13 protein-coding genes and 1 pseudogene are annotated in these 12038 nt (G+C 75.1%); 7 read left to right on the forward strand and 7 right to left on the reverse strand.

Translation table 11 applies throughout. The features are described from left to right. Nucleotides 1–36 precede the first annotated feature (36 nt). Both IE308_RS33560 and IE308_RS33565 read left to right on the forward strand, forming a co-directional pair. A pseudogene (locus IE308_RS33560) lies at nucleotides 37–1426 on the forward strand (CoA transferase). A gap of 107 nt (nucleotides 1427–1533) precedes the next feature. Continuing rightward, nucleotides 1534–2544, forward strand: a complete 1011-nt coding sequence (locus IE308_RS33565; protein WP_190220782.1) for a CopD family protein — start codon at nucleotides 1534–1536, stop codon at nucleotides 2542–2544. Between the two features lie 21 nt (nucleotides 2545–2565). On the opposite strand, the gene IE308_RS33570 is transcribed toward IE308_RS33565, so the two are convergent. Next, entirely contained in the window at nucleotides 2566–3609 is a 1044-nt protein-coding gene (locus IE308_RS33570; protein ID WP_110627246.1) for a zinc-dependent alcohol dehydrogenase family protein, read from the reverse strand. Between the two features lie 128 nt (nucleotides 3610–3737). After that, nucleotides 3738–4460 (reverse strand): VIT1/CCC1 transporter family protein, encoded by a 723-nt coding sequence (locus tag IE308_RS33575; protein ID WP_190220783.1) that lies wholly within the window; start codon nucleotides 4458–4460, stop codon nucleotides 3738–3740. 155 nt (nucleotides 4461–4615) lie between these two features. Between IE308_RS33575 and IE308_RS33580 the strand changes: the two genes are divergently transcribed. From IE308_RS33580 to IE308_RS33600, 5 genes are all read left to right on the forward strand, one after another. Continuing rightward, on the forward strand, nucleotides 4616–5620 hold the full coding sequence (locus tag IE308_RS33580; protein WP_110627248.1) for a DEDDh family exonuclease: 1005 nt from the start codon (nucleotides 4616–4618) through the stop codon (nucleotides 5618–5620). A 136-nt stretch (nucleotides 5621–5756) separates the two neighbouring features. After that, entirely contained in the window at nucleotides 5757–5990 is a 234-nt protein-coding gene (locus IE308_RS33585) for a metallothionein (RefSeq protein WP_078947469.1), read from the forward strand. An 85-nt stretch (nucleotides 5991–6075) separates the two neighbouring features. Further along, entirely contained in the window at nucleotides 6076–6870 is a 795-nt protein-coding gene (locus tag IE308_RS33590; RefSeq protein ID WP_110627249.1) for an SURF1 family cytochrome oxidase biogenesis protein, read from the forward strand. Between the two features lie 103 nt (nucleotides 6871–6973). Further along, a complete protein-coding gene (locus IE308_RS33595) occupies nucleotides 6974–8761 on the forward strand; it encodes a glycoside hydrolase family 15 protein (RefSeq protein WP_190220784.1) in 1788 nt (595 codons plus the stop codon). A gap of 4 nt (nucleotides 8762–8765) precedes the next feature. Further along, the gene (locus IE308_RS33600; RefSeq protein WP_190220785.1) at nucleotides 8766–9521 is read left to right on the forward strand and encodes an SDR family oxidoreductase; all 756 of its coding nucleotides are present in this window, start codon (nucleotides 8766–8768) and stop codon (nucleotides 9519–9521) included. 45 nt (nucleotides 9522–9566) lie between these two features. Here IE308_RS33600 and amaP read toward each other — a convergent pair whose 3' ends face one another. From amaP to IE308_RS33625, 5 genes are read right to left on the reverse strand one after another with little or no spacing between them, the layout of a single operon-like run. Further along, nucleotides 9567–10145 carry an alkaline shock response membrane anchor protein AmaP gene (gene amaP / locus IE308_RS33605; RefSeq protein WP_190220786.1) on the reverse strand — a complete coding sequence of 193 codons (579 nt, stop codon included), beginning with the start codon at nucleotides 10143–10145 and terminating at the stop codon, nucleotides 9567–9569. 6 nt (nucleotides 10146–10151) lie between these two features. Next, complete coding sequence (locus IE308_RS33610) at nucleotides 10152–10868, reverse strand: DUF6286 domain-containing protein (RefSeq protein ID WP_110627253.1); 717 nt, start codon at nucleotides 10866–10868, stop codon at nucleotides 10152–10154. Next, nucleotides 10865–11248, reverse strand: coding sequence for an Asp23/Gls24 family envelope stress response protein (locus IE308_RS33615; RefSeq protein ID WP_110627254.1), 384 nt, complete (start codon nucleotides 11246–11248; stop codon nucleotides 10865–10867). Before IE308_RS33615 ends, IE308_RS33610 begins: the two co-directional genes overlap by 4 nt. Continuing rightward, nucleotides 11245–11430 (reverse strand): hypothetical protein, encoded by a 186-nt coding sequence (locus IE308_RS33620; protein ID WP_110627255.1) that lies wholly within the window; start codon nucleotides 11428–11430, stop codon nucleotides 11245–11247. The genes IE308_RS33615 and IE308_RS33620 overlap by 4 nt, the downstream gene beginning before the upstream one ends. A gap of 31 nt (nucleotides 11431–11461) precedes the next feature. Further along, on the reverse strand, nucleotides 11462–11959 hold the full coding sequence (locus IE308_RS33625; RefSeq protein ID WP_162655465.1) for an Asp23/Gls24 family envelope stress response protein: 498 nt from the start codon (nucleotides 11957–11959) through the stop codon (nucleotides 11462–11464). Between the last annotated feature and the right edge of the window lie 79 nt (nucleotides 11960–12038).

The raw sequence follows: 12038 nt of genomic DNA on the forward strand, positions 1-12038 counted from the left end.
AATAGATTGACTCAGTCAATACTGCATAGTGCAGTCATGACTGATGTCAGGTCCGTATGGTCCGCGCTGGGCGGTGACCCCGCCCTCCTCGGCCGGATCACGCCCGTCGTACGGGAGGGCGCGCTGCCCGCGCGCCTTCCCGTGCGGGAACTGGCACGCGCGTGTGTCGGCGGGTGCGCGCTGGCCGCCGCCGAGCTGGCGGCCCGCCGGGCCCGGCTCCCCGAGGTGCCCGCGGTCCGGGTGGACGACGGGGCGGTGGCCACGGCGTTCACGAGCGAGCGGCATCTGCGGGTCGACGGGCGCGCGACGGTCGCCTTCGCGCCCCTGTCGCGCTTCTGGCGCACGGCCGACGGCTGGGTGCGCACCCACGCCAACTATCCGCACCACCGCGCGCGGCTGCTCGCGGGACTCGGCGTACCGGCCGGCGCGGACGACACCACCGCCGTGGCCGCGGTCGGGGCGGCCCTCGCCGAGCGGTCCGCGCAGGCGGCCGAGGAGGCCGTGTACGCCGCCGGGGGCCTGGCCGTCGCGCTGCGCACCCCCGAGGAGTGGGCCGCGCACCCCCAGGCCGCCGCGCTGGCCGGACAGCCCCTGGTGGAGCGGCACAAGCTCGACGCCGGGCACGCGCGCGTGCTGCCCCCGCTCGACGGCACCGAGCCCCTGCTCCCCGCCGCCGGGCTGCGGGTGCTGGACCTCACCCGGGTCATCGCCGGGCCCGTCGCCACCCGCACGCTCGCGCTGCTCGGCGCGGACGTGCTGCGCCTCGACGCGCCGGAGCTGCCCGAACTTCCCGACCAGCACACCGACACGGGCTTCGGGAAGCGCTCGGCGACGCTGGACCTGGCCGTGGACCGGGCGCGGTTCGAGGAACTGCTCGCGGCGGCCGACGTGGTCGTCACCGGATACCGGCCGGGCGCCCTGGACCGCTTCGGCCTCGCCCCGGACGCGCTCGCCGGGCGCCGGCCCGGGCTGGTGGTGGCGCAGCTGTCGGCCTGGGGCGCCCACGGGCCCTGGGCGCAGCGGCGCGGCTTCGACAGCCTGGTGCAGGCCGCCACCGGCATCGCGGCGATCGAGGGCTCCCCGGGGCAGCCCGGCGCGCTGCCCGCGCAGGCGCTCGACCACCGGCACGGGATTCCTGCTGGCGGCGGCCGTGCTGCGGGCGCTGACGGAGCAGTCGTACGAGGGCGGCTCGCGGCTCGTGCGGCTGTCGCTGGCCCGGACGGCGGTGTGGCTGACCGGCGGCGGCCGTCCGCCGGCGTCCGTCTCGGCAGCCGCCTACGACTCGCCGCTGCCCTGGCTCGCCGAAGCCGGCGGACCGCTCGGCCGGCTGCGGTACGCGCTGCCGCCGGTCTCCTTCGCGGGCGGGCCCGCCGACTGGCCGCGACCGCCCGGCCGTTTCGGCGCCGCCCCCGCGCGCTGGGCCTGAGCCCGCGTCACGGCCCCGGCCGGAAACGTACGGATGCGCGGAATGCGGTCCCGCCGGTCGTTTTCCTGGAGTTGCCCGTTTCCGGGAGGCGTGGCGAGGATCGTGAGGTGACGTTGATACGACCGACTCCCGAGACGGCCGACGAGAGCGGCCCCGTCAGACCCGCCGGGCCGGGCCGGGCCGTCGCCGTCCTGGTCCTGGTGGCCCTGGGCGCGCTGGTCCCGCTGCTCGGCCCGTCCGCCGCGCTGCACGGCACCGGCGAGGCCGCCGCGCCCGGCACGGCCGGTATCGCCCTGCTGCGCGCGGTGCTGTTCGCGGCGCTGTGCGTCCCGGTGGGCGAGCTGTTCGTCGCCCGGCTCGCCCGCCGGCTGCCGGACGCCCCCGGCGCGCGGCCGCGCGGGTGGGCGGTGTACGCGGCGGCGGCCGGGTTCGTCGCCGCGCTGGGGCTCGCGTCCGTGGTGGCGACGGGCAACCTGGTGCCGCACAGCCCGGCCGACATCGACGTCGGGGGCCTGTACGCCTCCCGGGACGGCAAGTTGGCGCTGCTGGAGGTCAACGCGTTCCTGCTGGCGGGGCTGTGCGCCGCGTCCCGCCGGCCCGGCACGCAGGTGTGGCCGCTGGCCGCGGTCGTCGCCGCCGAGGCGCTGCGCGCCCACCCGCCGGCCGAGCACACCCCGCTGCTCGGCTCGGCGCTGACCGTCGTCCATCTGACGTGCGCGGCGCTGTGGGCGGGCGGCCTGCTGTACGCCCTGCGCACCCTGCGGCGGTGGGGGCGCGGCAGCACGGCCGGGGCCGCGCTGCTGGGACGGTACGCGCGCGTGGCGGTTCTCCTGCTCGCCGCCATCACCGCGACCGGCGTGTGCAGTTCGCTGCGCCGCATGCCCGCGGAGACGATCCTGGACCAGCTGACGACGACGGCGTACGGCCGCGCCCTGCTCGCCAAGGTGCTCCTCGTGGCCGCCGTCGCCCTGCTGGCGCTGTGGGCGCGGCTGCGGCTGGGCCGCGCCGCCGACCCGCTGACCGCCTGCTCGCCCGCGCGGGCGGAGATCGTCGCGCTGGGCGTCGTGGTCGCGGTGTCGGGGCTGCTGACCGCCCTGCCGCTGCCGATCCGCTGGTGAACCGGGTGACCGTGGTGAACGTCAGGTAGTGACGAGCACCTTGAGCGCGGTGCGCTCGTCCATCGCCCGGTAACCGGCCGGCACGTCCTCCAGGCCGACGGTCATGTCGAAGACGGGCGAGGGGTCGACGCGGCCCTCCAGGACGTCCGGCAGCAGCTCGGGGATGTAGGTGCGGACCGGCGCGACACCGCCGCGCAGCGCGATGTTCCGGTCGAACATGACACTGAGGTCGAGCCCGGTGCCGCTGCCGTGCGGCACGCCGACGAAGCCGATCGCCCCGCCGTCCCGGGCGATGCCGACGGCCGTCCGCATGGACTGCTCGGTGCCGACCGCCTCGACGACCGCGTGGGCGCCCTGGCCGCGGGTGAGGGCGCGGACGGCCTCCACGGCCTCCTCCCCGCGCGCGGCGACGACGTCGGTGGCGCCGAAGCGGCGCGCGATGCCGGTGCGGACCTCGTGCCGGCCCAGCGCGATGATCCGCTCGGCGCCGAGCCGCTTGGCCGCCAGCACCGCGCACAGGCCGACGGCCCCGTCACCGACGACGGCGACCGTGGCGCCCGGGCGGGCACCCGCGCCGAGGGCCGCGTGGTGACCGGTGCCGAGCACGTCGGACAGGGTCAGCAGCGCCGACAGCAGCCGGTCGTCGGAGGCCGCCTCCTTGGGGAGCCGTACGAGGGTGCCGTCGGCGAAGGGGACGCGCACGGCCTCGCCCTGGCCGCCGTCGGAGCCGACCGAGCCCCAGAAACCGCCGTGCTCGCAGGAGGTGGTCAGGCCCTCCCGGCAGTAGTCGCACACGCCGTCGGACCACACGAAGGGCGCCACGACCAGATCGCCGCGGCGCACGGTGCCCACCTCGGCGCCGGTCTCCTCGACGACGCCGAGGAACTCGTGCCCGATGCGCTGCCCCGGCTGCCGGGCCGCCTCGCCCCGGTACGCCCACAGGTCGCTGCCGCAGATGCAGGCCCGCAGCACCCGCACCACCGCGTCCGTGGGCCGCTGCACCGCCGGCTCGGGCACGTCTTCCACCCGCATGTCGTAGGGGGCGTGGATGGTGGTGGCGCGCATGGTGGGGTCCTTCTCGTGCGGTGTGGTGCGATCGTCCCTGTGCCCGGGATCGCCGGGCGTCCCTCACGGTACGCCGCCCCAAGCGCGGGGCGCGCGCCGGGAGCGCGAGCACCCTGCCGCGCCACCTGTCACACCCCCGCCGCCCCCAGCAGCGTCCCTACCGCGTACGTCACCCCCATCGCCAGCGCCCCGCCCGCCACGTTGCGCACGACCGCGCGGCCGGGGCGGGCCGCGCCGAGGCGGGCGCTGCTCCAGCCGGTGAGCACGAGGGAGGCCAGCACGGAGACCACGGTGACCGGCACCCGCCAGCCCGGCGGCGGCAGCACGATGGCGAGCAGCGGCAGCAGCGCGCCCGCGGTGAAGGCCAGGAAGCTCGCCCACGCCGCGTGCCAGGGGTCGGTCAGCTCGTCGGGGTCGATGCCCAGCTCCACGCGCGCGTGCGCCCGCAGCGCGTCGCGGGCCGTCAGCTGCTCGGCCGCCTCCCGCGCCACCTGAGACGACAGGCCGCGTTCTTCGAGGAGTTGGGTCAGTTCCGCCAGCTCCGCCTCGGGCCGCTCACGCAACTCCCTTTTCTCCGCGGCCAGTGCGGCCTTCTCCGAGTCGCGCTGCGTCGACACCGACACGTACTCCCCCGCGGCCATCGACATCGACCCGGCCAGCAGCCCGGCCAGACCTGCCGTCAGCAGCGCCGCACGGTCGTCGGTCGCGCCCGCGACACCCACCACCAGGCCCGCGGTGGAGACGATGCCGTCGTTGGCGCCGAGCACGGCGGCGCGCAGCCAGTTCAGCCGGGAGCCGAGCGCGCCCCCGAGCGCCTCGTCGTGCGCCTCGTCATCCGTAGGTTCCGTCACAGACGGAGGATGGCATCGGCCCGGCTCCCCGGGCGACACCGACGCCCGCTCCGGCCCATATCGGGACAGCCCGGGCGAACTCCCCTGCGCTGCGGCGGGCTTGTGCGGGCAGTGTGCGGCCGGGCTGTCAGTCCCGGCCCGTATCCTCAGGGACCATGCTCGAAGACCGCACGAGGGCAGCGTCCTCCCCCACCGAGTGGCCGGCCGCGTATCCACAGGGATACGCGGTCGTTGACGTGGAGACCACCGGCCTGGCCCGGGACGACCGGATCATCTCCGCGGCCGTGTACCGGCTGGACGCGCGCGGCGAGGTCGAGGACCACTGGTACACCCTCGTCAACCCGGAGCGGGACCCGGGCCCGGTGTGGATACACGGCCTGACGAGCGAGGCCCTCGAAGGCGCCCCGCTCTTCGGCGACATCGCCGAGGAGTTCGCGGCCCGGCTGGACGGCCGGGTCCTCGTCGCGCACAACGCGGTCTTCGACTGGCAGATGATCGCCCGGGAGTACGCGCGGGCACGCAGCGAGCCCCCGGTGAAGCAGCGGCTGTGCACCATCGCCCTGTCGAAGGCGCTGGCGCTGCCGCTGCCCAACCACAAGCTGGAGACGCTCGCCGCCCACTTCGGCGTCGTACAGCGGAGGGCGCACCACGCGCTCGACGACGCGCGCGTGCTGGCGGAGGCGTTCCGGCCGAGCCTGCGGGCCGCGGCGGCGGGCGGGCTGCGGCTGCCGCTGCACGAGTGCCGGCCGCTGACCGAGTTCTACGACCGGCCCGCACCGCTCATCGGCCGGCAGGCCGACGGACCGGGCGGCTACGGCGGCTACCGCGGCGGCAGCAGCAGCTGGCGTCCGTCCCGCAAGCGGCCGGCCTGCCCGTACCCCAACCCCGGTCGGTACACCGAGGGCGGCCGGCTCAAGCAGGGCATGCGCGTGGCGTTCTCCGGGGACACCTCCGTCGAGCGCGAGCTGCTGGAGGACCGCGCGACCGAGGCGGGGCTGCACGTGTCCGGCAGCCTGTCCCGGCTGACGAGCCTGCTGGTGACCAACGACCCCGACTCGGGCACGTCGAAGGTGGTCAAGGCCCGGCAGTACGGCACACCGGTCCTGGACGAGGCGGCGTTCGGGCAGCTGCTGCGGGACGTCGAGCCGGCGGACGAGTGAGCGGGGGGCGGGCCGAGCCACGGCGGACGGGACGGGGCCGGGCCACGGCCGGGTGACCCGTACGGACGGGTGAACGCTCCGCGACTCGCCCGCCGCCCGCTCGCCCCGCTCGCGCCGACGGCCCACCCTGTGGCGCATGGCGAGATGCGAAGTTTGCGGCAATGACTACGGAATGACCTTCGAGGTGCACGCCCAGGGCGCGGTCCATGTCTTCGACTGCTTCTCCTGTGCGATCCACCGCATGGCCCCCATCTGCGAGCACTGCCGGGTGCAGATCATCGGCCAGGGCGTCGAGGTCGAGGGCCACTGGTACTGCGGCGCCCACTGCGCCCGTGCGGAGGGCAAGGCGGGCATCGTCGACCGGGTGTGAGCCCCGGGAGCCCGAGAGCCCGCCCGGAGCGCCGGAGCGGCCACCCCCGTGAAGACACCCCACGACCGAGTTGTACCGTCGTGGGGTGTACCGCTTCCTGTTGTCCCGCCAGTGGGTGATCCTCACGCTGGTCGCCCTGCTGCTCATCCCCACGATGATCAGGCTGGGCATCTGGCAGATGCACCGCTACGACGAGCGCAGCGCCCGCAACCAGCTCGTCTCCGACGCGCTGGACGCGAAGCCGGTGCCCGTGGAGTCACTGACCTCCCCCGGCCACACGGTGACCAAGCTCCAGCGGTACCGCTCCGTGACCGCCGTGGGCCGTTTCGACACCGCGCACGAACAGGTGGTCCGGCGCCGGGTCAACGCGGACGAGGAGGTCGGCTTCCACGTCCTCACCCCCCTCGTCCTGACCGACGGCAAGGTGGTGCTGGTCAACCGCGGCTGGATCCCCGCCGACGGCCCGAGCCAGACCGCGTTCCCGAAGGTCCCCGCCCCGCCCGCCGGGACGGTCACCGTCACCGGCCGGCTGATGCCGGACGAGACCACCGAGGCGAGCGGCATCAAGGACATCAAGGACCTGCCGGACCGGCAGATCATGCTGATCAACAGCGCGCAGGAGGCGCGGCGCCTCGGCGCGTCCGTGCTCGGCGGGTACCTCGCCATGACCGCGCCGGAGCCCCGGGGCGGCACCCCGGAACCGGTCGGCAAGCCCGGCATGGAGAACGCGCCGCTCAACTACGCCTACGCCATCCAGTGGTGGCTGTTCTCCGCGGCGGTCCCCGTCGGCTGGTTCGTCCTCGTCCGCCGCGAGGCACGGGACCGCCGGGAGGCGGCGGCCAAGGAGACCGCGCAGGAGTCGGCGCCCGCCACGGTGTGAGACATCGCCGTACGACGGCGGTGTGACCAGCGGCACGCCGCGTTCTCACTCCCCCGGGCGCAACCCCTGATTGCGGCCGGTATCCCGCGGGAACCCGCACCTCGTGCATCGCCGTATCGAGGACTACGCGCTCATCGGTGACGAGCAGACCGCGGCGCTCGTCGGCCGCGACGGCTCCGTCGACTGGCTCTGCCTGCCCCGCTTCGACTCCTCGGCCTGCTTCGCGCGGCTGCTGGGCGACGAGGACAACGGACACTGGAGGATCGCCCCCAAGGGCGCCGACGGCCCGTGTACCCGCCGCGCCTACCGCCGAGACACGCTCGTCCTGGACACCGAGTGGGACACGCCCGAGGGTTCGGTGCGCGTCACCGACCTGATGCCCCAACGGGACCGCGCCCCCGACCTCGTACGCATCGTCGAGGGGCTGAGCGGACGGGTCACCGTGCGCAGCACCCTGCGGCTGCGCTTCGACTACGGCTCGATCATCCCCTGGGTGCGCCGGGCGGACGGGCACCGCGTCGCCGTCGCCGGGCCCGACTCGGTATGGCTGCGCACTGATCCGGACGTCCGCACCTGGGGCGAGAACCACACCACGCGCTCGGAGTTCACCGTCGCCGAGGGCGAGAAGGTCGCCTTCGTGCTCACCTGGCACCCCTCGCACGAGCCGCGCCCCCGGCTGATCGACCCGTACGAGGCGCTGCGCAGCAGCGTCCGGGACTGGCGCGCCTGGGCGTCGCGGTGCCGCTACGACGGCCCCTACCGGGACGCCGTGGTCCGCTCCCTGATCACGCTGAAGGCGCTGACGTACGCGCCCACCGGCGGCATCGTCGCCGCTCCGACGACCTCCCTGCCGGAGGAGATCGGCGGGGTGCGCAACTGGGACTACCGCTACAGCTGGCTGCGCGACTCCACGCTCACCCTGGGCGCCCTGCTCGCCGCCGGGTACCACGAGGAGGCCGAGGCCTGGCGCGACTGGCTGCTGCGCGCCGTCGCCGGCGACCCGGCCGACCTGCAGATCATGTACGGCATCGCCGGTGAGCGCAGGCTGCAGGAGACGGAGCTGCCCTGGCTGTCCGGGTTCGCCCGCTCCACGCCCGTACGCATCGGCAACGACGCGGTCAACCAGCTCCAGCTGGACGTGTACGGCGAGGTGATGGACTCCCTGTCGCTGGCCCGCCGGGCGGGTCTGCCCACCAAGCCGCACATGTGGTCGATCCAGGTGGCGCTGATGGACTGGCTGCGCGAGGAGTGGCGGCAGCCGGACGAGGGCCTGTGGGAGGTGCGCGGCGGGCGGCGCCAGTTCGTGCACTCCAAGGTGATGGTGTGGGTGGCCGCCGACCGGGCCGTCCGCACGCTGGAGCAGAACCCGCAGCTCAAGGGCGACCTCGACGGCTGGCGGGCGCTGCGCGACGAGGTGCACCGGGAGGTGTGCGAGAAGGGCTACGACGCCGACCGCAACACGTTCACCCAGTCCTACGGCTCCCGGGAACTGGACGCCGCGCTGCTGCTCATCCCGCGCGTCGGGTTCCTGCCGCACGACGACCCGCGGGTGACCGGCACCATCGAGGCCGTCCGGGCAGAGCTGGGCCACGGGGGCTTCCTGCGCCGCTACACCGCCGACGACACCACGGTCGACGGGCTGCCCGGCGGCGAGGGCACCTTCCTGGTGTGCTCCTTCTGGCTCGCGGACGCGCTGCACGCCACGGGCCGCACGAAGGAGGCGAGGGAGCTGTTCGAACGGCTGGTGGGCCTCGCCAACGACGTCGGGCTGCTGTCCGAGGAGTACGACCCGGTCGGCGAGCGGCAGCTCGGCAACTTCCCGCAGGCCTTCAGCCACATCGGCCTGGTGAACACCGCCCTCGCCCTGTTCGGGGACGAAGGGGCAGGATAGGGCCATGGATCTTGGACTGAAGGACCGGGTGTACGTCGTCACCGGCGCCACGCGCGGGCTCGGCAACGCCGCCGCGCGCGAGCTCGTCGCCGACGGCGCGAAGGTGGTCGTCACCGGACGGGACGAGAAGCGGGCCGCGGAGGCGGCGGCCGAACTGGGCCCGAACGCGGTGGGCGTGGCGATCGACAACGCCGATCCCGAGGCCCCGGCGCGGCTCGTCGCCGCGGCGCGGGAGCACTTCGGCGGCTTCGACGGCATCCTCGTGAGCGTGGGTGGTCCGCCGCCCGGCTTCGTCGCGGACAACTCGGACGAGCAGTGGCAGAGCGCGTTCGAGTCGGTGTTCCTCGGCGCGGTGCGGCTCGCCCGGACGGCCGCCGCCGAACTGGCGGAGGGCGGTGTCATCGGGTTCGTGCTGTCGGGCTCGGTGCACGAGCCGATCCCGGGGCTGACCATCTCCAACGGGCTGCGGCCGGGGCTCGCCGGCTTCGCCAAGTCGCTCGCCGACGAGCTGGGGCCGCGCGGCATCCGGGTGGTGGGTCTGCTGCCGGCCCGGATCGACACCGACCGGGTCCGCGAGCTGGACGCGCTGTCGGCGGACCCGGAGGCGACGCGGGCGGCCAACGAGTCGCGGATCCCGCTGCGCCGGTACGGGACGCCGCAGGAGTTCGGGCGGACGGCGGCGTTCCTGCTGTCGCCGGCCGCGTCGTATCTGACCGGGATCATGCTTCCGGTGGACGGCGGCATGCGGCACGGCTTCTGAGGCCGCGCCCCTTCCCCAGGGCTTGCCCTTACCGGGGTGAGGCCCTCAACTGACCCTTTTCGCCCGGTGCTTGGCGGCTCTCAGGCGGACCTCCGTCGGCAATGCCGCGAGGCCCGCCGAGCCGCGGGCGTGCGCCAGGGCCTCGGTGGTCAGGCCGTGCAGGGCGGTGCCGGGGTCGACGTGCGGCTCCAGCCGCAGCCGTACCCGGGTCTCGGGCGCGCTGCGGCGGCCGGTGAGCCGTACGCGGGCGCGCTCCACACCGTCCAGGGTGCCCGCCTCGTCCGCGAGGGCGGACTCCAGCGCCCGCCCGCGCAGCTGGGCGCCCGCGCCGTCGCCCGTGTCGACGAGGATCTCGGCGAGCCGGTGGCGGCGCAGGACGGCGGTCAGCCACCACAGCGCGAGCAGGACGAGGACGGCGAGCACGGCGATGACCACCGGCCACCACCAGCCCTCGTCCCGCCAGCGGGTGCGCTCGGCCCGGCTGAGCAGCACGTCGTGCGGGCCGCCGTGGATCCACCAGGAGGGCGGCGAGGCGCCCAGCCCGACGGCGAGGACCGCCCCGCCCAGCGCGAGGAGCACCAGCCCGACGACCCCGATCAGCACCCGGTTGACGGTCCTGAGCACCTCGTCTCACCCCTTCTTGCCGGGCCGCCGGACGTGCACCGACAGCCGCGGCGGACGGCTCAGTCCGAGTCCGCGGGCCGCGTCGGCGAGCACCTGGTCCAGATCGGCGCGTACGTCGTCCAGTTCACGGAAGTGCGCCACCACCCGTACGTCGGCCCGGGCGCGGCCCATGCGCACCCGCGCCGCCTGGACGCCGGCCACCTCCATGGCCCGGTCGCGCAGGACCAGGGCGGCGGCGTCGCGGTGCAGTCCCGCGCGGACGTCGGGGTGGGTGCGCCGCATCGGCAGCACCTTGCGCAGCCCGGGCGTGAGGGCCAGCACGAGCAGCCACAGGCCGAGGGCCGCGGCGAGGGCGGCGCCGGCCAGCACCCACGTGTCGTCGAGCGGTCGTTCGGCCAGCTCGCGGGCGAGGCTGCGGCGCCACCGCATCGGTGGCCGGCCGGCGCGGACGGCCGCGATGTCGTAGAGGAAGACGCCCGCCACGGCGAGGCCGAGGAGGGCGACGATGCCGGCGGGGACCCGGCGGGCGGACCAGAAGCGGCCGGCCCGGCCACCGCGTCCGCCGTCGCCGTGACCGCCGTCGCCGTCCTCGCCGCCGGCGGCGGACGGGTCGTAGGCCGTGGCGGAGGGGGCCGGGGCGGTCCCGTCGCCGGTGTCCTTCTCCAGGACCGGCAGCCGCTGGGTGATGCCCTCACCGTCGTCGCCGGTGCGGGGTTCGCTCATCGCGTCCTCCCGTGTGCCGCGCCGTACGGGGCCGCCGGGTGCAGGCGTTCGACCTGCACGGCGACCTCGGGGACGTCCATGCCCGTCAACGCGCCCACCCGCTCGGTGACATGGCGACGCACCGCGTGGCAGCGGGCGCCGACGTCGGTCGGGTAGTCGAGTTCCAGATGGACCCGCAGCCGTGCGGTGCCGTGGCGCACGACCACGGTGGCGTGCGGGCGCGAGGCGTCCGCCGGCAGCGGTCCCACCGCCTCGCGGGCCGCCTGCGCGGCGATCTTCGCCACCACCCGGTCGGCGATCCGCGTCGCACCCCGCTCGGCCGGCGGGACGGCGGCCAGGGGTCTACGGAGCTGGGCGGACCCACTGGTCACGGGCGTCACCGCCGCCGGTCGTCACGCGTGCGGAAGAAGTCGCCCAGCTCCATGTCCCCGTCGAGGAACCGGCCGACCACGAACCCGACGGCGCCCAGGGCCGCCACCAGCAGGAACGCACCGAATCCGCCGAAGTACCCGGCGAAGGCCAGCGCCATCCCCGCAATCATGCCGACCACGGCCATGCTCATGGTGCACTCCCCTCAGCTCGTCGCACCGGGCTCACTGGATCCGGGGCTCCGGCTCCTCTTCCTCTTCCTCGGGCAGCTTCACGTCGCTCACCGCGATGTTGACCTCGACCACCTCGAGCCCGGTCATCCGCTCGACGGCCGCGATCACGTTCTCCCGTACGTCACGGGAGACCTCGGAGATCGACACGCCGTACTCGACGACGATCTCCAGGTCGAGCGCGGTCTGCACCTCGCCGACCTCCGCCTTCACGCCGCGCGTGACGGACTTGGAGCCGCCGGGGACGCGGTCGCGCACGGCGCCGAAGGTGCGGGAGATGCCGCTGCCCATGGCGTGCACGCCGGGGACGTCGCGGGCGGCGAGCCCGGCGATCTTCTCCACGACCCCGTCCGCGATGGTGGTCCGCCCTCGGCTGCCGGGGTCGCCGCCGCCGCGCCGGGTCGTCTGGGTCTTGCGGGTTCCGGAGGTGTCCGGACCGTCGTTGTCGCCTTCGGCGGTGCTGGTCCGCCCACCGGCCGTCATGTCGGTCATCGCCGTACGTCCCTTCGGTCGTCGTCGTTCGACCACGTGTCGTCCTTCGACCACCGTAAGTGGGGTTACGCGATCCCGC

It is taken from the genome of Streptomyces griseosporeus (assembly GCF_014656055.1).
Taxonomy (GTDB): Bacteria; Actinomycetota; Actinomycetes; order Streptomycetales; family Streptomycetaceae; genus Streptomyces; species Streptomyces griseosporeus.